Below are 25,261 nucleotides of genomic sequence, written 5' to 3' on the forward strand. Positions count from 1 at the left end.
CGACCTATGGTCAGGGTCGGCCGGTGGATCGGCCGTTGTGGTTGGGGTCGGTGAAGTCGAACATCGGTCATACGCAGGCGGCGGCGGGTGTGGCCGGTGTGATCAAGATGGTGATGGCGCTTCGGCACGGCCGGTTGCCCAGGACGTTGCATGTGGACGAGCCCAGTTCGCACGTGGACTGGTCGGCCGGCGCGGTGGAACTGCTGACCGGGGAACAGGACTGGCCGGAGACGGGGCGGCCGCGGCGGGCGGGTGTGTCGTCGTTCGGGATCAGCGGCACCAACGCGCACCTCATCGTCGAAGAAGCGTCGCTGGCCGGTGGTGAAGTGCGGAACGAGAAGGCGACCGTCACCCTCGACGTGGTGCCGCTGCCGGTGCCGGTGCCGCTGTCCGCGAAGACCGCCGATGCGTTGCGCGCCCAGGCACTGCGGCTGCGGGAACACGTCGAGGCCGACGCGACGCTCGCACCGGCGGACGTGGCCACCGCGCTGGTCGTCTCGCGATCCCTGCTCGACAGCAGGGCCGTGATCACGGCGAGGGACCGGGGGGAACTGCTGCGGGGCCTCGACGCCGTCGCCCGCGGCGAGACGGTGGCCACCGCGGTGACCGGAAAAGCCGTGAGCGGCCGCCTCGGCCTGCTGTTCTCCGGGCAGGGGACCCAGCACGCCGGTATGGGCCGGATGCTCTATGACACCTTCCCCGGGTACGCGGAAACGCTGGACGCGGTGTGCGCCGAACTGGACGGGCACCTCGACCGGCCGCTGGCGCAGGTGCTGTACGCCGATCCGGAATCACGGGAAGCCGGACTGATCGACCGTACGGAGTACGCGCAGCCGGCGATCTTCGCCACCCAGGTGGCCCTGTTCCACCTCCTGGAGTCGTGGGGCGTGCGACCCGATGTCCTGCTGGGACACTCGGTCGGCGAGTTCGCCGCCGCGTACGCCGCCGGCATGCTCACGTTGACGCAAGCCTGTGCACTGGTCACCGGACGGGGACGGCTGATGGGGGACCTGCCCGTGCGCGGCACCATGCTCTCCGTCTCCGCCGGAGAGGCGGAGGTGCGCGACGTGCTCGCCGGACTGGAGCTGCCGCTGGACGTCGCGGCGGTGAACGGGCCGTCCTCCGTGGTCCTGGCGGGCGACGTCGACGCCGTCGACGTCGCGGCCGGCCACTTCTCGGCACTCGGCCGCACGACCAAGCGGCTGCGGGTCGGCCATGCCTTCCACTCGGCACTCATGGACGGGATGCTGCCCGAGTTCCGGCGGATCGCCGCGACGATCACGGCCGCGCCACCGAGCACCCCGTTCGTCTCGACGGTGACCGGTGCGCTGCTGCCGAGCGAGGCACCGCCCTCCCCTGACTACTGGGTTCGGCACATCCGGCAGACCGTGCGGTTCCACGACGGTGTGCGCGCGATGGCCGCGCAGGGCGTGACCCGGTTCTGCGAGGTGGGTTTCGGCGGTGTGCTGACCGCGATGGCCCAGGACTGCGTCGAGCGCGACGACCTGGCGTTCGTGTCGGCCGTGCGGGGCGACCGGGCCGAGCCCGAGGCCCTCCTCACCGCGCTGGCCACCTTGCACACCACGGGCACGGCGGTGGACTGGCGACCCGTCCTCCCCGGTGGTGGACGACCGGTCACCCTCCCCACCTACCCGTTCCAGCGGCAGCGGTACTGGCCCGCACCCGCCACCGCGTCCGACGCGGCCGGGTTCGGCATGCGGACCGTCGGACACCCGTTGCTCGGCGCCGGCACGAACCTGCCGGACTCGGACGGGTTCCTCCTCACCGGCCGGTTGTCCCGCCGCACACATCCGTGGCTGCTCGACCACTCGGTCCACGGTCACGTGGTGGTGCCGGGTACGGCACTGCTCGAGGCAGCCGTGCGGGCCGGCGACGAGGCCGGGTGCGGCCGGATCGACGAACTCACCCTGCGGACGCCGCTGCGCCTGCCGGAACATGGCGGCGTCGCGCTCGGTGTCACGCTGGGCGGACCGGACGAGTCCGGGCGCCGGCCGGTGGCCGTCCACACACGAACAGACGGTGCACGGGACTGGACGTGCCTGGCGAGCGGCGTGGTGGCGGCCGGCGAGCACGTCCCGCCCGCCGAAACCGTGAGCTGGCCACCGCCCAGCGCGACCGCTCTCGACATCAGCTCCCTCTACGACGACCTGGCGGCGGCCGGACTGGTGTACGGCAACGCCTTCCGCCTGGTACGCGCCGCGTGGCGGGCCGGGGGGGAGGTGTTCGCCGAAGTCGCGCTGGCGGCCGAGCAGATGCCCGAGGCGGCTCGGTACGCGGTGCACCCGGCGCTGCTCGACGCTGCCCTGCACGCCTCCGTCCTGACGGGTGCCGAAGCCGGGACGCGACCGGCGGCACTGCCGTTCGAATGGAACGACGTGACCGTCTCGGCGGTCGGCGCCTCGGTGCTGAGGGTTCGGCTGACCCCAGCCGGCCCGGACTCGATCGCGGTCACCGCCACCGACCCGACCGGCGCGCCGGTGATCACCGCGGGCGCCCTGGTGCTGCGCCCCGTCGAGCCGGCCCGGCTGGGCGCCGACCACGCCGATGGGGAAGGCGAACTGTTCCAGGTGCGCTGGACGGAGGTGACCCTGCCGCCCGGTTCGCCGGTGGGACGGACGAACTGGGACGCGCACGCCTGCCTGGCAGCACCGACCGGCGAACCCGTGCCGGAACTGGCGTTCGTCGACTGCGCGGCCCGATGGCCGGCGGGCGACGAGATGCCTTTCTCGGTACACGCCGCGGTCACCGGGCAGCTCGAACTGCTGCGGGCGTGGCTGGCCGACGAACGGTTCGCGGCTGCCACCCTGGCGGTGGTCACCAGAGGCGCGGTCGCCGTGGGGCCGGACGAGGGGGTCGCCGACCTCGCGGGCGCGGCGGTCCGCGGGCTGGTGCGCACGGTCCAGAGCGAGCACCCCGGCCGGCTGATGCTGCTCGACGTCGATGACGACGACGGGTCGCAGCGCGTGCTCACGGCCGCGTGTCTCAGCGGTGAACCGGACATTGCGGTGCGCCGGGGGCGTGCCTACGTCCCCCGGCTGGTGCCGGCCGGGCCGCCCGCACTCACACCCCCCGCCGGCACACCCGCGTGGCGCCTGGACGCCACCGGGGACGGCGCGCCGGCCGGTTTGGAACTGGTCGCCTGCCCGGAGGCGCTCGAACCGTTGCGCCCGGGACAGGTGCGGATCGCGGTACGTGCGGCGGGCGTGAACTTCCGGGATGTCCTCGTCGCGCTCGACATGTATCCCGGACCTGCCCGGATCGGGGGGGAGGGTGCCGGCGTGGTGCTCGATGCCGGACCCGGTGTCACGGACCTCGCTCCCGGCGACCGCGTGATGGGAGTGTTCGACGGCGCCTTCGGTCCCGTCGCGGTCGCCGACCACCGCACCGTGGTGCGGATGCCGCGCGGCTGGTCGTACGTGCGGGCGGCGTCGGTGCCCGTCGTGTTCCTGACCGCCTACTACGGCCTGGTGGACCTGGCCGGCCTGCGACCGGGGGAGTCCCTGCTGGTGCACGCGGCCGCGGGTGGCGTCGGCACGGCCGCGGTCCAGATGGCCCGGCACCTCGGCGCCCGCGTGTTCGGCACCGCCAGCCCCGGCAAACACGACGCGTTGCGCGCCCTCGGGCTGACCGACGACCACATCGCGTCCTCGCGCACGCTGGAGTTCGAACAGCGTTTCCTTGCGAGCACCGGCGGTGACGGCGTCGACGTCGTCCTCGACTCCCTGGCCGGTGAGTTCGTCGACGCCTCACTGCGGCTGCTGCCCAGGGGCGGACGCTTCCTGGAGATGGGCAAGACCGACATTCGTGAACCGGACCACGTCGCCGACGCCCACCCGGGAGTCCGCTATCAGGCCTTCGACCTCGCTGACGCCGGCCAGGACCGGATCGGGCAGATGCTGGGTGAGCTCGTAGCGTTGTTCGAACGGGGCGTGCTGACACCGCCACCGGTCACCACGTGGGACGTACGCGACGCCACCGATGCGTTCCGGGCGCTCAGCCAGGCACGACTGATCGGCAAGGCCGTCCTGACGATGCCGGCGGCCGCCGGCCCGCACGGCACCGTGCTCGTCACCGGCGGCACCGGTGCGTTGGGCGGGATGATCGCCAGGCACCTGGTCCGTGAGCACGGGGTGCGCGATCTCGTACTCGCCGGCAGGAGCGGCCCGGACGCACCCGGCGCCCCCGAGCTGCTCGCGGAGCTGGCACGGTCCGGGGCGCGGGTCCGGGCCGTGCGCTGCGATGTGTCGGATCGGGACGCACTCGCCGACCTGCTGGCAGGTCTTCCCCTCACCGGTGTGGTGCACACGGCCGGCGTGCTGGACGACGCGGTCGTCGAGACGTTGACCGGCGCCGGCGTGGACGCCGTGCTCAGGCCGAAGGTCGACGCGGCGTGGCACCTGCACGAGCTCACGGTGGGCATGGACCTGAACTTTTTCGTCCTGTTCTCCTCGGCGTCGGCCCTGTTCGGCAACCCCGGGCAGGGCAACTACGCCGCGGCGAACGCGTTCCTCGACGCGCTCGCCCACCAGCGCAGGGCACGCGGCCTGGCAGGGGTCTCGCTGGCATGGGGACCGTGGGAGCGGTCGGCCGGTATGACCGCCGGCATGCGCGACCGGGAACTGCGCCGGTTGCACGCCAACGGCATCGGGTTGCTGGCCGGCTCCCGTGGTCTCGCGTTGTTCGACGACGCGGTCGGCGCGACCGCCGCGGTCGTGGCGCCACTGAACCTGGATGTCCGTGCGCTGCGCGCGAGGTCGTCGACGGAGAACCTGCCGGCGCTGCTGCGCGGGCTGGTGCAGGTCCGGAGCGTGAGCCGGCCGGACGAGCCTGCGCGTGCCCTCGCGAGCAGGCTCGCCGCGCTTCCGGCAGCCGCCCAGTACCAGGAGCTGCTCATGCTGGTGCAGGTCCACGGGGCCGCGGTGCTCGGCCACACCTCGCCGGCGTCGATCGATCCCGACGAGCCGTTCAAACAGCTGGGCTTCGACTCGCTGGCGGTGGTAGAGCTGCGGAACCGGCTGCGGACGGCGACATCGATGTCGTTGCCATCCACCCTGGTGTTCGACCATCCGACGCCGTCGGAACTCGCCCAGGCGCTGCGGCTGCGGCTGATGGGGGACGACACGGGTACCGGCTCCGCTGGTCTGCTGCGCGAACTGGACAGGTTCGAGGGCACGCTCACCGGGTCCGACACCGTGGCCGCCGACGATCACGCTGCGATCGTCGACCGGCTGCGCGGCATCCTGCGGCGGCTGACCGGATCGGACGAGACACCAACCGACAACTGGGAGCCGATGAAACTTGACGAGGTATTCGACTTCATCGACCAGGAGTTCGCGGACGACCACTGGCCGGACCGGCCTTGAACGCGGGGTCCGGCTGTTCTGAGACGGCAGAGGCACATGGCGGCCCTGCCGGTGACCGGGGGCGCGGCCACACGTCGCAGGAACACCTGGGCCGGGGCGCTCACCGAGTGCCGGTAGTCGGCTCAGAGCCGGCCGGCGTCGCGGGAGAGGCGGATCGCGTCGATCCGGTTGCCCCGCCGACCTCACTTATCGCGTTCGACAGGTAATCGCGCACGGTGGCCTGCGGTCCCATGGGTGTCGCGCTGTCGGCCACAGAGCGCGGGTCATGCTCGCACCCGCGAGGCCGGTCCGGTCTGGACCTGCTGTTTCTCCCTGGGTAACCAGTCGCAGGTTCAAATCCCGTCGTCCCGACCGGTTCTACTGGTCGTAGGGTTTCAGAGTTCTTCCGGAGCCCCTTTTCGTTTGAGAACGTGCCTGGACTTCCTGGTCTTCGGGTCACCCTTGGCACGCACCGAGCGGTGAACCGCGACGGTGCTCGCTTTGACGCCGGCCGAGGTGGCTCGTCAACGGCGCCTCTGGATGACCTTCTTCGTGGAGAATGGGCGGGTCGTCGAGGACGGGTGGTCTCATGCGGGAGCCGTTGCGGGCCGAGGACCCGCGGGTGGTGGGGCGGTATCGGTTGCGGGCCCGACTCGGGGAGGGCGGCCAGGGGGCGGTCTTCCTCGGGGAGGGCCCGGAGGGCGAAGTCGCGGTCAAGGTGCTCCATGGGCGGCTGTCCGGGGATTCTCGGGCGCGGCAGGACTTCGCGAAGGAGCTGGCCGCGGCCCGGCAAGTGCAGCCGTTCTGTACAGCGGCGGTCCTCGACGCCGACATCGAAGGTGACACGCCCTACATCGTCAGCGAGTTCGTCGCGGGGGCGGCGCTCAACGTCCAGGTCGCCGAGAAGGGGCCTTACAGCGGGACCGCGCTGCACCGGCTGGCCGTGGGGACGGCCACCGCCTTGACCGCGATTCACAAGGCCGGTGTCGTGCACCGCGACTTCAAGCCGGGCAACGTGCTCATCGCCGGGGACGGGCCGCGCGTCATCGACTTCGGTGTCGCCCGGCGGGCCGCGGCCGACGCGACGGCTACCGGGGTCGCGGGGACGCCCGCTTTCATGGCACCTGAGCAGGTCGCGGGAGCTCCGCCCGGGCCGGCTGCCGACATGTTCGCCTGGGCGGCGACGATGTTGTTCGCCGCTACGGGGCGTCCTCCGTTCGGCGGCGATTCCATCCCGGTCGTGTTCTACCGGATCCAGACCGCGCAGCCCGACGTCAGCATGCTCGAGCAACCTCTGCGCGGCCTGGTGGCGGCTTGCCTGGCCAAGGATCCGTCCCTGCGGTTGACCGCAAGAGAGGTGATGCTCGGGCTCGTCGGCCATGAGGACAGCCGTCCGATAGGGGTACCCCAGCCCTTCCAGCCGTTCACTCCGCCGTATTCGGGTCAGGCCGGTCAGGCGAGTGCCGGTCGCATGACGGCCGCCGAACCTGCGGTTCGGCGGCCGCACCATCGGGCGGTCCCCTTCGCGGTGTCCATGAGCGCCGCCCTCGCGGTGACGATGGCCGTGCTCATCGCGGCTTTCGCGCCGAACAGGAGCGGAGCCGACCCGAACGACGTCACGACGAGTCCCGCGACCGTCGCGGTGAAGACTCCTGCGGCGGTGATCACCTCGTCGCCGCCGTCCGGGCTCACCTGGATCGCCGATCGCATCGGGCTCGAACTCGAACCAGGCTGGAAGGTCTACACCTCGGATGCGGGCACCCATGTCGTCACCGGAAAATGCGTCAGGCCGTACGAGTACTTCTCCGCCGAGGAATGCCACGGCTTCTGGGTGATGGGGGCGAGACAGATCTCCGCCGGCGCTCACGGCAGCGGGGGTGGAGGGTCCTACACCGGCAAGATGCGATACAACCCGGCCAGCGACGTCCAGCCATGCTTCTACCCGTACACCGGCATGCAGGGCGAGGTGGGGAAGGCGATCACCGCCAACAGCGTGCTGGTCGGCGCGAAGAAGGCCCGTTACCTTGAGTGGCCGGTGGACTGCATGAACGACGACTTCAGCCAGGCGCTCGACCAGTTCCACCAGCGGGAGTGGTTCGTCGAGGAGCAGCGCGTCCTGATCATCGATCACCAGAAGAATCCTGATCTGCAGGACGTGCTTTCGACCGCCTCATGGCGCTGAGAAAGGCAGAGTGATCGTTTCCCGGAAACGCCGTCCGGCTGCAGTGTGATCGCGACCGTGTCCCCGGTGCTGCGGCCCCGTGGAGGTCGTCGGGCGGGGCGACGCCCCTGACCGAGCCGGAGGGGTCACTTACGGCGAGCCGCCGGACCCGCCCGCGACCACCGCCCTGCTCAAGGTCCTCAAGACGACCACATGGAGCATGATGACGACCTTCCCGGGCCGCGGGTGCGGCCGGCCGGCAGGCGGGGCAGCGGCCAGGGGCAGCCGACTCCGGTAATTACGTTGCGGGGTCCGGAACGGGCGGGCATGCTGGGGTGACCGAGCGGCGGCGAACGCTGCCTGAACTAAGGAGGGCTGACGGATGGCCATCACTGTGCTGCGGCATGTCCGCATCAGTCCCACCTCTCTGTTCAGGAGCACACCCGTTGTCTTCCGAGTACGAACTCTTTGATTCCTCCTCCGCCCTCCCCTCCCGCTGGTCCGATCTCACCAGTGACGAGTCCCGATCAGATCCGGCCGACGCCTTCGTCTTGGCGTTCCACTCGGTCGACGAGGAGCTGGGCCCGGATCAGCGATGGTCCACCTGGCTGGAGGTCGAGCGCGGTTCTCGCGGCCCGGAACCACGCCCCTCCTGGGTTGTGACGGAACAGGCTGCGATCGACACCGAGCTCGGCGTCCTCAAAACCGGTAAGGAAGCCGACGTCTTCCTGCTCGAACGGGCCGTCGAAGCCATCGGCGACAACCCGGCGAAGTCCTCGCTGCTGGCCGCGAAACGGTACCGCACCGAGGAACACCGGTCCTTCCACCGCAGTACGTCCTACGTCGAAGGCCGCCGTACCCGCAACAGCCGCGACAGCCGGGCGATGGCGAAGAAGACCTCGCACGGCCGTAGCGTCGCGGCCGGTCAGTGGGCGTACGCCGAATGGGACGCCCTCAACCGGTTGTGGAAGGCCGGCGTCCCGGTGCCGTATCCGGTGCAGGTGGACGGCACCGAGCTGCTGATGGAGTTCATCGACGACGGCGAGGGCGGCGCCGCGCCCCGGCTCGCCCAGGTCCGGCCGTCGAAGGCGCTGCTCGGCGTGTACTTCGAGCAGCTCCGCAACGGCATGCGCGAACTGGCCCGCGCGGGCCTCGCGCACGGCGACCTCTCGCCGTACAACGTCCTCGCGCAGGCCGAGCGCATCGTGATGATCGACCTGCCCCAGGTCGTCGACATCGTGGGCAACCCGAAGGGCATGGACTTTCTGATGCGCGACTGCCACAACATGGCCACGTGGTTCACCAACCGCGGGCTGGAGATCGACGAACAGGAGCTGTTCGCCGACCTGCTCACGATGGTGTTCTGATGGCCTTCTGAAGAACGCGGTCGAAGCACACCCCCAAGACCTGGCCGCCCGCTCCGTCCACCAGGGCGGCTCCCGGTCAACAAGTTCACCGTCGCCAAGTTCGACCGCTTCGCCGCGATTCCTGTCGTCCCGACCGGCTCTGGCTGGTCGTAGAGGACGCACGCTGCCTCGGTCCACCAGGCCTCCTGCCGCTCTGGGATCGCCGCCGGCCGCCAAGGACGGTGGCGATCCCGCCTGCTGTGCCCGCTACGCGAGCAGCAGATACGCTCCTGCGGCTACGGCGGCGGCGACAGGCGGAGTGCACAACCATGCGATCAGAAGGTCACGGACCGTCTTCTTGTTGAGCCTGGAGAGATCATTGGCCGCGATGCCGGAGATGGCCCCTGCCGACACCTGCGTGGTCGACATGGGCAGGCCCAATATGGCGCCCAGTCCGACGAGGCTCGCGGTCGTGAGGTTGGCGGTGAAACCTTCGACGTGAGGAATCTTGATAACGGAGTACGCGAGCCGGTCGGCGATGCGAGAGCCCGCCACAACACCTCCGATGGCCATGGCCGCGGTGACGGCGAACAGCAGGCCGGTCGGCGTCATCCCGCCCACCAGCGCGAAGGAGCCGATAGCAACGATCTTGGGCGCGTCGTTGAGGCCCCGGGCGAAGCTCGCCAGGCCGCTTGTCGCCCAGTGAGCGATCCCGATGGCTTGCTGCGCTCTGGTCGGCTCGACCCGCGTCGTCAAGGTCGCGGTCGTCGCCGCGTCGCCGTGTGGAACCGGAGCCGGGATCCTTTCCTGCCTCGCAGTACGGATCGTCACGATTTTCCGGGTGATGATTCCTAGTACGGCCGAGATGGCGTAGGCCACCAGGATGCTCAGCAGCAGCGGCTGCACGACCCTCCCGAGCAGTCCGTTCCACTCGACCGCGGAGCCGGCGAACAAGCTTCCGGCGCCAAGAAGCGAGCCGACCAGAGCGTGGGTGGTGGAGACGGGCAACTTCAGGGCGGTGGCCAAGACGACCCAGAAGATGGTTCCGACCAGCACCGCGACCGTGAAAGCCGGTGTGGGCTTGGCGGAGACGATGCCTTTGGAGAAGAGATCGGTCATCTTCGAGGCCAACGTCAACGAGACGAGGCAGCCGAGGGCGGTGGTCACCGTGCCCCATGCGATGGCCGTGCGGATTTTCGTCACGCCCGCGCCGGCGAGCGTGGCGACACCCTTCGGTACGTCGTTCGCTCCGTTGGCGGCGGCCAGTAAGAGCACGAGCAGAAGTACGAGCACTTCCATGGGTGTGCCTCCGGGGGGTAGCGGTGCTCGTGCGGGAGCGCGCGCAGCGAGAGGTATGGCTGGGCCGGACTACACGTCCGCGGGCATCCGACCGAAGAGCGACGCTCGAAGCCGGCGCATCAGGCGCCGTGGCGGACTGACGACATGTCGTCGTTGATGTCGACTACCAGAACGGAGCCGGCTGAGCCGGCGATCTGTGAGGCGATGAAACAGACCTTCCCGGCGCCGCTGCCAGGTCGAGCACCCGCTCGCCCGCGTGCCCACGTACTCGGCCGGCGCCCGGCGGGGTGACGCCGGGCTCACCAAGAATTACCGACCCGGTCGAGACGTACTGACGAGTCGCGCACGTTAGGCCTCCCCTTGACATGACATACCGCATGACGTCCTGCCGCACCGCACCAGCCGACCTGTCATTACATGGCCCCAAGCACCACTTCCAGCACTATCCGCACCGATATTTACAGATATCGATGCGATTGGGTAGCGTCAATCTCCGGGAAGTTCACCTGACCGCCGCGCCCGAGATCCCTGCCGCGATGGCACATTTCCGGACAGGCCAAGAAGGGGAGAAACACTCGGCGGCAGGCAGGCTCGCCCGCGCCGGCCAGCTGCTCGACAACGGCGACGTCCCGTCCGGCGTTGGCGCGTCGGCCCTATCTCGAAACCATGATCAGATGATTCGGGGGATACACCCTTGCCGTCAGATCCACAGGTCTCGATCATTGCTCTCCCGCGGAGGGCTGAGTGCATCCGCGCACGACCGACCCCATCGAGTCGACCTTCGCCACCGGCCGGGACGGGGATCATGGGGCCCGTTGTACGGCGTAATTACGAAAAGTATCGTAATCGTCCCGTAATATGGGTCGCATGCACGAATAGGCGATCTCGTCAAGACTCTTGACCGTCGCCGTCGGCCCATTTATTGTGCACTCGTCGGTTGCATCGATATATATCGATATAGTTCACCTGGTCGAGATGGGGGCGTTCTGTGGGAGGAAAGGAGCGCACCGCATCCTTCACCACATCGCAATCGACTCTGACGGTGGACGCCGCCGCCGGCTGGCGGGGATCGTACGTCCGGGCCACGCTCATCGGCCTGGCCATCGGCGTGCTGCTCTGCGTCCTCAACGTGCTGGTCCTGTTCCGCACAGGCACGTCCTTCGGAGGGTCGGCGCTGGTGGCCGCGCTGGGCGCGGCGCTTCTCCGGGTGGCGGGAGCGCTCAACTGGCAGGGTCTCTTCGTCGTCTTCTCCATCGCGTCCAGCGGATACATGGCGACGGCCGCGCTGGACACCGGCATCGGAGCCGTCGTACTGCGGGCCGGTGAGTTGCCGGCCTGGGGGTTCCTGGTGGTGCTGGCGATGGCCGCGAACGCCGTGGGCATCCTCCTCGGCGGGCTCGTCGCGCGGACGCTGGTGGTCGCCGAGAAACTGCCTTACCCGACCCTGAAGCCGGCCATCACCCTGATGGCATCGCTCAGCACCCCCAAGGACGAGGAGAGCGACCGGCTCGGCCGCCTGCTCCCCATCGCCGCCGGCGTGGGCGCCGCGTCGGCCCTGGGGATCGCCCTGTGGGGGCGCGACGTCACGCCGGAGGTCACGGGCACCCATCTCGCCCTGGCCCTCTCGCCGTTGTTGTACGGCGTCGGGTTCCTCATCGGCCCGCGCGCGTGCGCCTGGCTGGCGGCCGGCGCGGCGTACACAGTGGTCGTGTGGGCGGTTCAGGACGGCACGGCGGGCCGGACGGTGGCGTACACCGACCATCTGGCCTATCCCTGGGTGCTCGCCGCCGGTGTCGGCCTCATCCTCGGTTACTCCGTCGCCTCGATCGCCCGGGTCCGCGGCCCGCTGGTGCGTTCCCTTCAGGGGGGCCGTCTGCTCCCGGGCCGTATCCGATGGCTCGCCGTCGCCGTCCTCGTGGGAACGGCGCTCCTTTCGATGATGTACCCGTCTCTTCTGCGATACCTCGGTTACGGCCTGCTCGGCGTCGTGCTGCTCGCCGTGATGACCGTGTTCCTCACCCGGGCCGGCGGCGAGATCGGGCTGGTGCCGTTGTCCCCGGCGCTGTACTTCAGCGTCGTGGCCTTCGCCATATCCGGCGCGGACCAGACGGCGGCGTTGCTCATGGCCTCGACCATCTGCTGCGCGGCCCTCGCCGCGGTCTACTTCACCTACTCGGTGAAGGTCGCCCACGAACGTCCCGAGGGCCTGTCCGAGCCGCCCAGGCGGCTGACGGGCTGGACGCAACTGGCGGGCGGCCTGGCCGGCGCCGTGGTCGGAGTCCTGGTGATCGCGGTGCTCAGCCGCGCGGGTGTGCTCGGAGGACACTCCTTCCCCGCCCCCGTGGCCACCGCGGTCCAGTTCGTGGACGCCACCGTCCGGGGATCGGCCGACTACCCCGCCACCGTGGCCCTCGCGCTGGCCGTCTCGGGCCCGCTGGGCCTGGTCCTCGCCTTCACCTCGGCCATGCCCACGATGGTCGGCCTCGGGGTGCTGCTTCCCCCCGCCTACTCGCTGACCCTCGCCGCCGGAGGCCTGACCCAGTGGCTGCTCACCCGCCGCAACCCCGGCCGGCGCAGCGCCACCGAGATCGTCGCCTCCGGACTGATCATCGGCGAGGGCCTGATCACCGTGGCGGTGCTCATCGTGCGGGAGGTCCTGCGGTGACCCGCCACCTGGGGCGTGCGCCCCACCAACGACTCTCCCCGCCGCGTGGCGCCGGGGAGCGGGCCGGAGAGCGCGGCAGAGATCACAGCGGAGGAGGTGATACCTATGATCGCTCTTTCCATGATCGAGAACGCCGAAGTGTCCGAGAAGCAGACCGACTGCTGCACCGCCATGCGCGGCCGGAAGAACCTCGACGTCGTGACCAGCATCATGGCCAACGACCCCGACGGCTGCGAGTGACCGTGGCCGAAGGACCGTACCGCAGAGGTATCCCCTGCCGCGCCCTCCAATTCCCGGCCCACCCCCTGACCCGACCCCCGGCGACACCACGGACACCGTTTCTGGGAGACACCCCATGCTTGTGAGCCCGAACACCGTCACCTTCTCGGTGGAACTCCCCGAGGGCACCCTGGACCCGGCCTATCTCGACGAGAGCGGCAAGGTGAGCGTCCTCGCCAACGCGGTCTCCGGATCGATGGACATCGTCACCCCCGCCGAAGTCGCCGTGCTGGAACAGGTGCGCGCCGGGGACGCCACCGTCGGCGGCGACCTCGTGGCCGGCCTGATCGAGCGCGGGTACGTCTGCACCGACCCGGTCGAGGAGGAGGCGCGCTACCGCGCCATCGTCGACGGCTACTTCCAGGCGATCCAGGAAGCGCCGTTCCAGTTCATGTTCATCCCGTCGTTCGTGTGCAACCTGGCGTGCCCGTACTGCTTCGAGGGCGAGCTGACCACCAAGAGCCCGCGCATGGACGAGGAGATGATCGAGGCCGCGTTCGACACCATCCCGGAGATCCAGGACCGGCACCAGAACTCCGGCCCGCCGTACATCACCCTGTTCGGCGGGGAACCGCTGCTGGACACCGCGTACCAGCGCGGCGCCGTCGAGCAGATCCTGCGCGGCTCCTACGATCGCGGCTACCCGGTCACCGCGATCACCAACGGCGTGGCGCTGGACGCGTACGTGCCGATGCTGCTCAAGTACGGCTGCGAGGAGGTCCAGGTCAGCCTGGACGGCACGCCGAGGACCCACGACACCCGGCGGGTGTTCCGCAACGGCAAGCCGACGTTCGAGCTCATCGAGCGCAGCATCGACGTGGCCGCGGAGGCCGGCATCCGCGTGCTGATACGGGTGCTGATCGACGAGGACAGCGTGGACGACATGCCGCGCTTCGCGGAGTTCGCGCAGGCCAAGGGGTGGATAGATCACCCGAAGATCCGCCTGTTCAACGGCTTCACCAAGGCCACCACGTTCCTGTACGTCACCCCCGACCACCCCGAGGAGAAGCGCAAGCGCATGGTGCGGGGAGACGTCAAGGCCGGGCTCCAGGACGCCTTCTGGGCCATGGTGCAGCAGAACCCCCTGGTGGACCGCATGCTGCAGCCCGACCTGGCCCGCATCAGGTCGGCGGTCCTGGAGGGCGACCGCCTCCGGCCCAACCTTCAGGGGTGCAGCGCCGGCACGAGCGTCGTGGCCTTCGATCCCAACGGGAAGATCTACGGCTGCCCGGAGACCGTGGGCCGTCCCCAGCACGCGTGCGGGACCTTCTACCCCGAGTTCAGCTACGCGGCCGGCTATCGGGATCCCTGGCGGCACCGCCACGTGGACACCGTGCCCATGTGCCGCGACTGCAACGTCAAGTTGTTCTGCGGGGGCGGCGGCTGTCCCATCAAGGCGTGGGCGGCCAACGGCGGCGACTTCAACACCTGCTACTGCCCCAAGGTGTCCAGCATCACGACGCGTGTCGAGACCCAGTTGGCCTACCTGCTGCCCATGGCCCTGCGCCGGCGGCAGGAGCACGCGAACCGACCGGAAGGAGAAGAGGGAACGTGGGAGCAGATGACACGCGTGGGTTCGTTTCCCTGGATGAGCTGATCCGGCCGCGGCCGCTCGCCGAGCCGCTCGCCGAGCCGGACGCCTGCGGATGCGCGCCGGACGGCGCGGACCAGGCGTCGGGCTGCTGCGCGGCCCCGGCCGACCAGGGCCCCGTCCCCGTCGAGACGCACGTCAAGAAGCGCTACGACGCGCTCGCGGTGCAGGGCACCAGCACACTGTGCTGCTCTCCCACGGCGGTGTACACCCCCGAGGAACTCGCCGAGGTCCCCGACTGGGTGCTGGAGCTGTCCAGCGGCTGCGGCTCTCCCATGAACGCGATCGGCCTGCGCCCCGGCCAGACGGTCGTGGACTTCGGCTGCGGCGCCGGCCTGGATCTGCTGATCGCCGCGCGCAGGGTGGGGGAGGCGGGCCGGGTCATCGGCGTCGACGCGTCGATGCAGATGGTCAGGACGGCTCGCCGCGCGGCCAAGGAGATGGGCCTCACCAACATCGACGTGCGGGTCGGCGACATCCGGCGCCCGCCGGTGCGCGAGGCCAGCGTGGACGTGGTGATGAGCAACTGCGTCCTCGGCATGTTCCCCGACAAGAAGGAAGTGCTCCACGCGGTCGCGGCCGTCCTGCGCCCGGGCGGGGTGGCGGTGATCTCCGACGTCGTGTACTCCGACGACGGCCCGCCCCCGGCGGACGTGGCGGCCGGCGAGTCCGCCGGCGCGGAGGACTTCGCCCGGTGCGTGGTGGGCATGACCGAGAGCCAGTACCGCGACCTGGTGCTCGGCGCGGGCTTCGGCAGCGTGGACATGCGCAGCGACGGGCTCGTCCCGTACCGGGACGGCGCGCAGGTCACCAGCGCCATGATCTTCGCTTACCGGGACGACAGCCCCGCGCAACCGTGCTGCTGACCGGCGGCTCACCCGCGCTCTTCCGGGACGCGGGCCTGCGGGCCGGCGACTACGCCGAGGTCCGCCTCGAACGCGCCAGGATCGTCGATCTGGTGTGGCGCGGCGACGGCCTGGAAAGCAGCGTGACCAGCCGCGACGACGGGTGCTGTGCTCGGGTGATCGGCCGGTCGGGGTCCGCGTTCGCGACGAGCACCGCCATGGACGCCGGGCCGGTGCTGCGCAGGGCCGCGCGTGACGCCGTCGAGCTGGGGTGCGCGGCGGGACGGCTCGCCGCGCACCGGCCCTACCAGGACGACCGTCCCGGCGAGGCCGGCGAACTCGCCGAGACGGTCGGCCTGGCGGAGAAGGTGGAACTGCTCGGCGCCTACCACACGGCGGCGCTGGCGGCGCATCCCGGCGTGACCGGAGTGATGGTCTACTACCGCGAATCGGTCGCGGACGTGGAGCTGTTCACCAGCGAGGGGACCGGCGTCTCGTACCGGCGCAGGGACCTGACGCTGCAGATCACCGTCTACGCCGACGGCGGCGCGGCGAGGACCGCGGGCTCGGTGTCGGCGGGTAGCGGCGGCGACTTCTCCGTGGTGCGGGGCCTGGCCCCGGACGTGGAGGCCGCCGTCGCGGCCGCCGTGGAGCTGCCCGCCGCCCCCGTCGTGGCGCCCGGAGAGTACGACGTGGTGTGCGACGGCCCGCTGGCCGGCATCTGGGCCCACGAGACGATCGGGCATCTCGCCGAGGCGGACCATCACCTCGGGGACGCGCCTCTGCAACGGTCCCTGGCCCCCGGGCGGCGGCTCGGCCCGTCAATGCTGACGATCACCGATCATCCCGGACGTCCCGGTGCGCGGGGGTTCGTACCGGTGGACGACGAGGGCACGGCGGGGTATCCGGTGGAGCTGCTGCGCGACGGCGTCGTCACCCGGCCGCGGTTGCACGACCGCTCGACCGCGGCGGCCTTCCGCGAGGAGCCGACCGGCAACGCCAGAGCCCTGAGTTTCCGTCACCCGCCGCTGCCCCGGCTGCGGACGATCGCCATCGCCCCGGGTGCCGCGTCCGAGGAGGAGATGATCGGCGGTGTGGCGCGCGGGCTGCTGGCCCGTGGCGTGCTCGGCGGGCAGACCGACCGCGCCGGCTTCACCTTCCTGCCGGCGGAGTGCCGGGAGATCCGCGACGGTGAGGTCCGCGGACGGGTCAGAGGCGTGGTGCTGTCCGGTGACGTGCTCGGCGCCTTCGCGGCCATCGACGCGATCGGCCGGGAGCAGTGGCGCGGCGACACCTCGGCGAGCTGCGGCAAGCAGGGCCAGAACCCGCTGCCGGTCAGCTCCTGGGCCCCCGCGCTGCGACTGCGAGGCATACGTGTCACCTCTGGCTGACCGGCTGGAACAGGTCGGTGCGGAGGCCGCGGCCCGCGCCGAGCACTGGGAGATCCTGGCCGTCGAGCGCGACGACACCGTGGTGGAGGTCGGCTCGGGCGTGCCCGACCTGGTCAGGTCCGCGCACGAGACGGCGCTGTGCCTGCGGGTGCACCGCCACGGCCGGGTGGGCACGGCCACCACTACCCGCCTCGACGACGTGCGGGGGCTGATCGGCGATGCCGTGCGGAACGCGGCTCACGGGCCCCCGGCGGTGCACGACCCGGTCATCGGGAGGAACGCCGCCGCCGAGGCCGCCGAGACATCCGTTGCGGATCAGGGCACCCGATCCGTCCGGCTCCTGGCCGAGCAGCTGGGCGCGCTGCAACGCGCGGCCGGGCTGACGGTGCACGGCACGGTGACCCGGACCGAACAGGCGGTGCACCGCGCGGTCCCCGGCGGGCGGACCACCACCTCGGACCGGTTCTTTCACATCGCCGCGCTGGCGGAAGGGGCCGCCGTCCAGTTGCCCTGGACGGGCTGGACCCGGACTCCGGCGCTGCCCGCCGCGCTCGCCACGTGGCTGGAGGCCGCGGCCGGCTGGGACGGTCTGCCCGCCGCCGACGCGCCTTCCGGTGACCACGACTTGCTGCTCGCACCGTCCGCGGTGCACACCCTGCTCACCCCGCTGGTCATCGCGCTGAGCGGGACCGCCGTCACCGCGGGCCGCTCGTTCGTCGCCGGGCGGCTGGGCGAGCCGTTCCTGCACCCCTCGATCGGCCTGCGCGACCACCCCTCGGAGCCGGCCGCACCGGACGAAGAGGGCACCGGCGGGCTGGTCTGGCCGGGCAGCGACGACGACGGCGTGCCGTGCGCGCCCCTCCCGCTGGTCGAGCGGGGTGTCCCGGTGCGGGGCTATCACAGTGTCCGGACGGCGGCCGCGTGCGGGGCGGCGCCCACCGGGCACGGATTCCGGGGCAACGCGCTGCGCCGTACGGTGCTCAAGCCCGCCACGCCGGTGCTCAACGGCGCGACGCTGTCCGCCGAACCGGCCGACGTCGGCTCCTTCGACGACCTGCTGGCCGGTGTCCGCGAGGGGGTGCTCGTCGAGTCGCTGATGGGCGGCCACCAGCGCGCCGGCCTCTCACCGGTCGTCGAGGGCAGGCTGCGGCTCGGATTCCTGATCAGGGACGGACGGGTGACCGGGATCCTCCGGCAGCGTCCGATCGCCCTGGACCTGCGTGAGGTGCTCGGCCGCCGCTTCCGCGCCGTCAGCGACCGCCGGTGGGCCGTGAGCAGGGTCTGGTCGGGCCGCCTGCCGTTCGTACTGGCCGGCGGGACATGACGCGAGGAGTGGCCGATGTATGACGTGATCGTGGTCGGCGGCGGCGTCGCCGGGGCCGCGAGCGCCGCCCTGCTCGCGCGGGAGGGTCTGCGGGTCCTGGTGTGCGACCGCACCCGGCTGCCCGCCCCGGCCGTCTCCACCCATTTCTTCGGCCCGACGACGCTGGCCTTCCTGGACCGGCTCGGCGTGCTGGACGAGGTGCTCGCCACCGGCGCGCCGCCGCTGCGACGCTGGCACCTGGAGGTCGAGGGCGGGTACTACGGGGCGCCCATGCTGCCTCGCTCGCCGTACCACTACAACCTTTGCGTACGCCGGGAGACCCTCAGCGGGGTCCTGCTGCGCGCCGCGAGCCGGCACGGGGCCGAGATCAGGGAACGCAGCCCGGTCCGGTCCCTGAGCCTGGACGGTGACCAGGTCGTCGGGATCGAGGGCGCCGGGTGGTCGGAGAAGGCCAGGATCGTCGTGGGCGCGGACGGGCGTGGATCTCCGACCGCCCGTCAGACCGGCGCGGCCACGACCTTCGACGCCGGGGCCATGCGCTGCACGTTCCACGCGTATTGGGAGGACGTCGTCCCGCTGCCCTCGCCGGCGCTGGAGCTGTGGCATGACGGCGGCCACGTGCTCCAGGTCGGCCCGTGCGACGGCGAGCGGTGGGTGATCATGGTGTCGGCGCCCGTGGGGGAGTACGCCACCCTCCGGGGAGACGAGGGGTACGAGCGCCTGCTCCGGTCGATCCCCGCCATGGCCGACCGGTTGCGCGCGGCACGGCGGGTCTCGCCCGTGTACGCGTCCAGGAGCCTGCGGAACTTCCACCGTGAGCCGGCGGGGCCGGGCTGGCGGCTGGCGGGCGACGCCTACTGCCACAAGGACCCTCTGTTCGGCGCGGGCATCACCGACGCGTGCGCGGCGGCGGAGACCCTCGCCGCCACGGTGCCCCTCGCGGTGGACGGCGACACGCCGCAGGCCCGGGCGAGCTACGCGACCACCCTGGACGAACGCGTCGGGCGCAAGGTCCGCGCGGGTCTCGCGGGGCTGCGCATCGATCCGCCCGAGCCCGGCCAGCTCGCCTGGATCCGCGGCGTGCTGGCCCATCCCGGGCTGGCACTGGAGATGACCCGCCGCTGCTCTGAGCTGTTCGCCGGGCTCCCCGAGGACCGGCGTGACTTCTGGCAGCGGGTCGCCGACGGCGCCTCGGAGGTGCTCGGCCTGCCCCCGGCGGCCTCCGTGGACCCGTCGTGACCACCGTCCCCGGCTACCTGGCCGGTCATGTCGAGGATCTCGTGGCGCTCCAGGCCCGGGTCGCCCATGCCCGCTGGCTGGCCGCGACGGGACAGGGCGAGGACCACCCGGCGCCGCCGGAGGGCGGCCCGGCCTGGCTGACCGACGGCGGGCTCGTCCTGCTCGCACTGGAGCACGGGGACCTGCACTACGCCGGGGAACTGGTCCTCTGGTACTTCCGCGTCCGGTTGACGGAGGCGACCGCGCGGCTACGGCTGCTCCAGCGCACCGTCACCGCCGAGGCCGGCGGCAGGGCGCTCACCCACGGGGAACTGGTCGCCCTCTCGCGGACCGTCACCGACGATCGGCGGCGCGCCGAGGTCCGGGCGGCCCTGGCGGACGTCGGCGAGCGGCTGCGCGAGGGCCGGCGGCGATGGCTCGACGCGTACGCCGAGGCGCGGGCCGAGCTGGGGTTCTCGACGCACGCCGCGCTCGTGCGGGCACTGCACCCGGAGGTGGACCGGTTCGTCGCCCATGCCCGGGACTGGCTGGACGCCACGCGGGCCGCGTTCCTCCGGCGATGGGACGGCTGGCGGGAACGCGACGCCCTCTCCACCCCGGCCATGGGGGACGCCCGCCTCGTCGCCGCGCGTGCCGTCCTGCCCGACGCCGCCGGCGGCGCGCTCGCGAGCGTTCGCTCCACCGTACGACAGTGGGGTTTCGGCGGGTGTCTGGAACGCATCCTCGTCGACGACGTCGCACGGCCCGGCAAGTCGGGCACGGCGTTCTGCTCGCCGGTCGCGCCGCCGGCCGACGTGCGGGTGTCCACCACACCGGGCACGACGCTGGGGCATCACGCCACGCTTCTGCACGAGTTCGGGCACGCGCTGCACTTCACCGCGGGCATCCGGCACCCCGCCGACCTGTGGCGCACGCATCCGGCGCTGACCGAGGCGTTCGGCTTCACCCTGGAACGGATCGTCCGGCGGCCGGACTGGCAGCGGCGCCACCTCGGTGTCACGGTGGACGCCGAGTCCGTGCAGCGCCTGGCTTTCGCGCGTGAGCACGTCCGGCGCCTGGTGGCGACCAGCCTCTGCTTCGAGATGGCCGTCCACGACGGTCACCCTGACCCGGCCGCCGAGTACGTGCGCTCGTACGAGCGGGAGTTCGGCGTCGCGGTGGACCGAGGGGCCGCGTGGGATCGGATGCAGACGTACCTGGAGGGCAGGCCCTGCTATCCGCTGGTGTACCACCAGGCGTTCGCGCTGCGCGAGACGTTGTGGGACCACCTGGCCGGACGGGCGGGTGAGCGGTGGTACGCGGGCCCGGACGCCGGGCCGGCCATGCGGGAGCTCTTCGAGAGGTTCGCCGCGGGCGATGGCGCGGAGGGATGGCCGTCACCCGGCGGCGTCCCGCTCGGACAGGTCCACGGCGAGGGCGAGTTCGGCCCGCGCCGCGCCTGCCAGCCTGACGAAGCGGTCGCCGGCGGGCATGCGGTCGATCACGCCGAGCGTGCGCCGTGAGACCGACCAGGAGGGGAACATCCGGACGGCGACCGTACGCGCCGGTTCCCGGTCTCCGCCGGAGGCCAGCAGCGGTGGGACGTCCTGCGCGTAGCGCCGCACGAACGGCGCGAGCAGGTGATGGTGCGCGGGGTGGGCGAAGCCGTCGGCCAGCGCGCGGACCTGTGCGACGCTCTCGCTCCGCAGGATGGCCGTCCACGCCCACTCCTTGGCCTCCGCGGTGGGCGCCGACGCCTTGAGCCGCTCGGCGAGCCGGTCTCCCACCACGGTGAAGGCGCCGCTGACGTCCTCCGGGGGCTCGCCATGGGCGACGAGGGACCGGGCGAACCTGCGACGTAACCCGTCGTCCACGTCGATAGGGGCCGCTCCGTGGAACCATTTCCGCACCGTGTCGACGTGGTCGGCCGCCAGCGCCGCGTCCGCGACCGCCCGCGCCGCCGCCAGCCTCTGGTCCGCGTCGCCATCGTGGGCGCTGACGACGCGCAGCAGATGGTCCACGTACGAGGGCCAGCCGTGGGCACGGGCCCAGCCCTGCTCGGTGTAGGCCGTCAGCACGGTGGAGACGCGGACGAGGAGCCGCTGGAACACCCCGATCTGCGTCTCCGCCGTCAGCCCGCCGAGGACCATCGTCAGGAACCGCCGCGGCGGCAGCTCCGCGTGCCGGACCATGTCCCACGCCGCGGTCCAGCAGAGTGAGCGGGCCATGGGATCGGCCAGCCGGCCGATCCGGTGGACGACCTCCTCGGCGGAGCGCGGGTCCAGCACGATCCGGCAGTACGTCAGGTCGCCGTCGTTGGGCAGTACCAGCGGGCCGGACCGGGTGCCGATGAGCGCGTCCACGCTCGTGCGAGGGCCGTCGGCGTCGAGTTCGTGCCTCCGCACACGGACCAGATCACCATGGCGGTCCTCCGCGTAGACGCCCACCGCGAGACGGTGCGGCCTGAGCGATCCGGTCTGGAGCAGGTCGAAACGCGTGAAGCGCCCGGCCTCGTCGACGTCGAAGTCGGCGCGTACCTCGCTGAGCCCGGCCGTCAGCAGCCAGGCGTCCGTCCAGGCGGTCAGATCCCGGCCGGCCGCGGCCGCCAGGGCGCCAAGCATCTCGGCCCGGCCGGCGGTGCCGTAGGAGTGGTCCGCGAAGTAGCGCCGCATGCCCTCCAGGAACCCGTCGAGCCCCAGGCGGGCCACGAGCTGGCGCAGCACGCTCGCGCCCTTGTGGTACGTCAGCGCGTCGAAGGCCGACCCGGCGGCGTCCACGTCGGGGACGCCGGTCACGACCGGGTGCGTGGAGTCCGACTGGTCAAGGAGGTACGCATGCGCCTTCTTACCCGCGGCGAAGTCGGCCCAGGCGCCGGTGTCGCCCGTGAGCCGGGTCAGCGCGTGGACGCCCGCCCAGGTGGCGAACGCCTCGCTCAGCCACAGGTCGTCCCACCAGCGCAGCGTGACAAGGTCGCCGAACCACTGATGCGAGATCTCATGGAAGATCATCTCGTCCCGGCGGCGGTGCGCGTACCGGGTGACCGCGCGGTCGAACACGAACGTCTCCGCGGCGAACACACAGGCGGCGTTCTCCATGGCCCCGAAGTTGAACTCGGGGACGAAACACAGGTCGAGCTTCCGGAAGGGATAGAGCGTCGCGAACGCCCCGGCGAAGAACGCCACCCCCTCCCTGAGCCGCTCCAGCAGCACGGCCGGGTCCAGGTGCGTCGCGAGCGAACGCCGGGTGTGCACCCCAAGTGGCACGGCGCCTCCCTGGTCCGCCGTCCACGACGCCCATGGGCCGGCCGCCACGGCCACCAGGTAGGTGCTGATCGGCGGGGTGGGCGCGAACCTGTGGACGCCCGCCACCGGCGGATGACCGGGCAGGGCGTTGGACAACACGGTCCATCCGTCCAGTGCGGTCACGCTGATCTCGAAGGGCGCCTTGAGGTCGGGCTGGTCGAAGCAGGCGAACACGCGGGGGGCGTGGCCGGGCTGCAGGTGGCTGTACACGTACACCTGCTGATCGGCCGGGTCCGTGAACCGGTGCAGGCCCTCGCCACCGGTGGAGAAGTCGTAGTCCGCCTCCACGGTCAGTTCGTTGCGGGCCGCCAGATCGGGCAGGGGGATGCGTCCTGCGCCGTCGTATTCGACCGGCCGCCCGTTGAGCACGGCCGAACGCACCCGCCGGGGCAGCGCGTCCGCCCAGCTGGAAGCACCCGGCCGGGCGCAGGTGAAGCGGATCGTGCTCCTGGACCGGAACGCGGGCTCCCCGGTCCGGCTCAGATCGACGTCGAGGTCGTACGACCGCACGCGCAGCAGGGCGCCACGCTCTCTCACCTCGGCGTGGGTCAGCGGGGGACGCGGTATGACGAGACCTCCTGTGCGGAAGGGGAGTCTAGACTCGTGACGCGGCCGGGTGACCCACGCCCGGGGTGCTTAGGGAGAGGACCTGATCGCCATGGCCGAGCACGACGAGCCCGTGCTGCTGCCGCATGAGAACCTTCCCGTGGTCGAAGCCGGTGTGCCGCGTCCGGCGCGAGTGACGGAGCCGCTGACCCGGGAGCAGAGCATCACGCTCGCCGTGGGTTTCAAGGCGCTCGGCGACCCGGTACGGCTGCGGCTGCTTTCCCTCGTCGCCTCTCACCTCGACGGCGAGGCGTGCGTGTGCGACCTCGTCGGGGCTTTCGACCTCACCCAGCCGACCATCAGCCATCACCTCAGGGTTCTCCGGGACGCCGGGCTCGTCACGTCGACTCGTCGGGGCACCTGGGTCTACTACCGGGTCGTGCCCGAGGCGCTCACCGCGCTGACCAGCATCATCGCCCTGCCTTCCGTCGCCGCGGGATAGGGAATCCGTCGTGTGGTCACGTACCGATGCCGTCATTGCGGAAATGGTGCGCGAATAACATCGCACACGATATCCCCGTAGTGATTATAGAGCCCGTATTGACTGTCATCAATACCTATTTTTCCGGCCCGGCCACACGGCATTGTCAGTCATTTGTTGCCCGGGGTCAAGCATCTTGACCTGGTGGAACAGAGGCTGTTAGCTGGCTGCGGATGGCGGATCACGACACCGTCTCGACACCCTGTGACGCGAATACTCACTCGTGCCGTGCCATGCGGCGATATCTGCACTTAGCGCCGTTACCAGAAGTGAGGAGAAACCCGGTTGATCACCTTCATGACCTTGAGCGGTTTTCTCGGGGCGGGGAAGACCACCACCCTTGTCGCAGTCGCGAGACATCTCCAGTCACAGGGCCGCAGGACCGCGGTCATCACCAACGACCAGGGCACCGAACTGGTGGACACCCAGCTCGCCAAGTCCGCGATCGCGGAGGCCGGCGAGGTCACGGGCGGATGTTTCTGCTGCCGATTCGAAGACCTGCTGACCGTCGCGCAGCGCCTGGTCGACGACCACCAGGTGGACACACTGCTCGCCGAGGCGGTGGGCAGTTGCACCGATCTGCAGGCCACCGTCATCCGTCCGCTCGGCGTTCACTACGGTGAACGCTTCAGGCCCGTCCCCCTCCTGGTCATCGTTGAACCGGAAAGGCTTGACGCGCTCCGTACGTCGCTGCCGCTCGACGACACAGAGTCGGACATGTCCTACTTATTCGGCAAGCAGTTACAGGAAGCCGACGTGATCGCGCTCAACAAGATCGACCTGCTCGACGCGGCGGAAGCCGCCGCCATCATCGCGGATCTGCGCGGGCGATACCCCACGGCCACCGTGCTCGGCTACTCGGCGAAAACCGGCGAAGGGCTGGAACAACTGGTGTCCCTCTGGCTTGGCTCGGAGCCCGCCGGGCGCGGCCTCGACATCGACTACGACCGCTACGCCAACGCCGAGGCCGCGCTGGCGTGGCTGAACCTCAGCCTGGACGTGACGGCGGCGGAGGGCTTCGACCCGGACGCCTGGGCCCGTGCGCTGCTGGAGCACCTGTCCGCGACCGCCGCCCGCAACGGCTGGCTGATCGGCCACGTGAAGGTCAGCCTCGAGTCCGCCGGGGATCTGAGCAAGGTGAGCGTGACCGCCGGCGGTGCCGAGCCGACCGTGGACGCCGTGGCGGGGAGGACGTTCACCGCGGCGAAGGCACGGCTCAACGCCCGCGTCGCGTGCGAGCCCGCCGTACTCGACGCCGCGGTGGCCGAGGCGGTGAAGGAGACGTCCGCCGCCACCGGCACATCGGCCGTCCAGAGCGCCGGCGTCCCGTCGTTCAAGCCCGGCTACCCGCGTCCCACCTACCGGATCCCCGCCGCGGCAGGATGAGGCG

The 25,261-nt window shown here is 71.1% G+C and carries 14 protein-coding genes; 12 read left to right on the forward strand and 2 right to left on the reverse strand.

Annotation, left to right across the window (positions count from 1 at the left end):
• The first annotated feature begins 50 nt into the window (after window positions 1-50).
• From ACFO60_RS06185 to ACFO60_RS06195, 3 genes are all read left to right on the forward strand, one after another.
• Window positions 51-5,384, forward strand: coding sequence for a type I polyketide synthase (locus ACFO60_RS06185; RefSeq protein ID WP_380838108.1), 5,334 nt, complete (start codon window positions 51-53; stop codon window positions 5,382-5,384).
• A 568-nt stretch (window positions 5,385-5,952) separates the two neighbouring features.
• On the forward strand, window positions 5,953-7,545 hold the full coding sequence (locus ACFO60_RS06190; RefSeq protein WP_380838110.1) for a serine/threonine protein kinase: 1,593 nt from the start codon (window positions 5,953-5,955) through the stop codon (window positions 7,543-7,545).
• A gap of 425 nt (window positions 7,546-7,970) precedes the next feature.
• Window positions 7,971-8,891: a serine protein kinase RIO gene (locus ACFO60_RS06195; protein WP_380838112.1), complete on the forward strand. Its 921-nt coding sequence runs from the start codon at window positions 7,971-7,973 to the stop codon at window positions 8,889-8,891.
• Window positions 8,892-9,137: 246 nt separating this feature from the next.
• On the opposite strand, the gene ACFO60_RS06200 is transcribed toward ACFO60_RS06195, so the two are convergent.
• Window positions 9,138-10,169 (reverse strand): inorganic phosphate transporter, encoded by a 1,032-nt coding sequence (locus ACFO60_RS06200; protein WP_380838114.1) that lies wholly within the window; start codon window positions 10,167-10,169, stop codon window positions 9,138-9,140.
• Window positions 10,170-11,211: 1,042 nt separating this feature from the next.
• Here ACFO60_RS06200 and ACFO60_RS06205 point away from each other — a divergent pair.
• The 7 genes from ACFO60_RS06205 (at window position 11,212) to ACFO60_RS06235 (ending at window position 19,503) form a co-directional block, all read left to right on the forward strand.
• Window positions 11,212-12,834 (forward strand): OPT/YSL family transporter, encoded by a 1,623-nt coding sequence (locus tag ACFO60_RS06205; RefSeq protein ID WP_380838116.1) that lies wholly within the window; start codon window positions 11,212-11,214, stop codon window positions 12,832-12,834.
• A gap of 105 nt (window positions 12,835-12,939) precedes the next feature.
• The gene (locus ACFO60_RS06210) at window positions 12,940-13,074 is read left to right on the forward strand and encodes a hypothetical protein (RefSeq protein WP_380838118.1); all 135 of its coding nucleotides are present in this window, start codon (window positions 12,940-12,942) and stop codon (window positions 13,072-13,074) included.
• A 115-nt stretch (window positions 13,075-13,189) separates the two neighbouring features.
• The gene (locus ACFO60_RS06215) at window positions 13,190-14,710 is read left to right on the forward strand and encodes a radical SAM protein (RefSeq protein ID WP_380838120.1); all 1,521 of its coding nucleotides are present in this window, start codon (window positions 13,190-13,192) and stop codon (window positions 14,708-14,710) included.
• Window positions 14,665-15,570, forward strand: coding sequence for a methyltransferase domain-containing protein (locus ACFO60_RS06220; RefSeq protein WP_380838122.1), 906 nt, complete (start codon window positions 14,665-14,667; stop codon window positions 15,568-15,570). The genes ACFO60_RS06215 and ACFO60_RS06220 overlap by 46 nt, the downstream gene beginning before the upstream one ends.
• Entirely contained in the window at window positions 15,561-16,940 is a 1,380-nt protein-coding gene (locus ACFO60_RS06225) for a TldD/PmbA family protein (protein ID WP_380838124.1), read from the forward strand. Before ACFO60_RS06220 ends, ACFO60_RS06225 begins: the two co-directional genes overlap by 10 nt.
• On the forward strand, window positions 16,924-18,264 hold the full coding sequence (locus tag ACFO60_RS06230; RefSeq protein ID WP_380838126.1) for a metallopeptidase TldD-related protein: 1,341 nt from the start codon (window positions 16,924-16,926) through the stop codon (window positions 18,262-18,264). The genes ACFO60_RS06225 and ACFO60_RS06230 overlap by 17 nt, the downstream gene beginning before the upstream one ends.
• 15 nt (window positions 18,265-18,279) lie before the next feature.
• Window positions 18,280-19,503 (forward strand): NAD(P)/FAD-dependent oxidoreductase, encoded by a 1,224-nt coding sequence (locus ACFO60_RS06235; RefSeq protein ID WP_380838128.1) that lies wholly within the window; start codon window positions 18,280-18,282, stop codon window positions 19,501-19,503.
• A 1,376-nt stretch (window positions 19,504-20,879) separates the two neighbouring features.
• On the opposite strand, the gene pepN is transcribed toward ACFO60_RS06235, so the two are convergent.
• Complete coding sequence (pepN, locus tag ACFO60_RS06240; RefSeq protein ID WP_380838130.1) at window positions 20,880-23,321, reverse strand: aminopeptidase N; 2,442 nt, start codon at window positions 23,319-23,321, stop codon at window positions 20,880-20,882.
• A 121-nt stretch (window positions 23,322-23,442) separates the two neighbouring features.
• Between pepN and ACFO60_RS06245 the strand changes: the two genes are divergently transcribed.
• Complete coding sequence (locus ACFO60_RS06245; protein ID WP_380838132.1) at window positions 23,443-23,832, forward strand: ArsR/SmtB family transcription factor; 390 nt, start codon at window positions 23,443-23,445, stop codon at window positions 23,830-23,832.
• A 324-nt stretch (window positions 23,833-24,156) separates the two neighbouring features.
• Complete coding sequence (locus ACFO60_RS06250) at window positions 24,157-25,257, forward strand: GTP-binding protein (RefSeq protein ID WP_380838133.1); 1,101 nt, start codon at window positions 24,157-24,159, stop codon at window positions 25,255-25,257.
• Window positions 25,258-25,261: the final 4 nt, after the last annotated feature.

This window comes from Sphaerisporangium dianthi (genome assembly GCF_042654065.1).
Lineage (GTDB): Bacteria > Actinomycetota > Actinomycetes > Streptosporangiales > Streptosporangiaceae > Sphaerisporangium > Sphaerisporangium dianthi.

Excerpts from the sequence above, each read along its gene's own strand:
- ACFO60_RS06190 (WP_380838110.1), top strand. The coding sequence starts at position 5,953 with ATGCGGGAGCCGTTGCGGGCCGAGGACCCGCGGGTGGTGGGGCGGTAT.
- ACFO60_RS06200 (WP_380838114.1), bottom strand. The coding sequence starts at position 10,169 with ATGGAAGTGCTCGTACTTCTGCTCGTGCTCTTACTGGCCGCCGCCAAC.
- ACFO60_RS06210 (WP_380838118.1), top strand. The coding sequence starts at position 12,940 with ATGATCGCTCTTTCCATGATCGAGAACGCCGAAGTGTCCGAGAAGCAG.
- ACFO60_RS06215 (WP_380838120.1), top strand. The coding sequence starts at position 13,190 with ATGCTTGTGAGCCCGAACACCGTCACCTTCTCGGTGGAACTCCCCGAG.
- ACFO60_RS06235 (WP_380838128.1), top strand. The coding sequence starts at position 18,280 with ATGTATGACGTGATCGTGGTCGGCGGCGGCGTCGCCGGGGCCGCGAGC.
- ACFO60_RS06245 (WP_380838132.1), top strand. The coding sequence starts at position 23,443 with ATGGCCGAGCACGACGAGCCCGTGCTGCTGCCGCATGAGAACCTTCCC.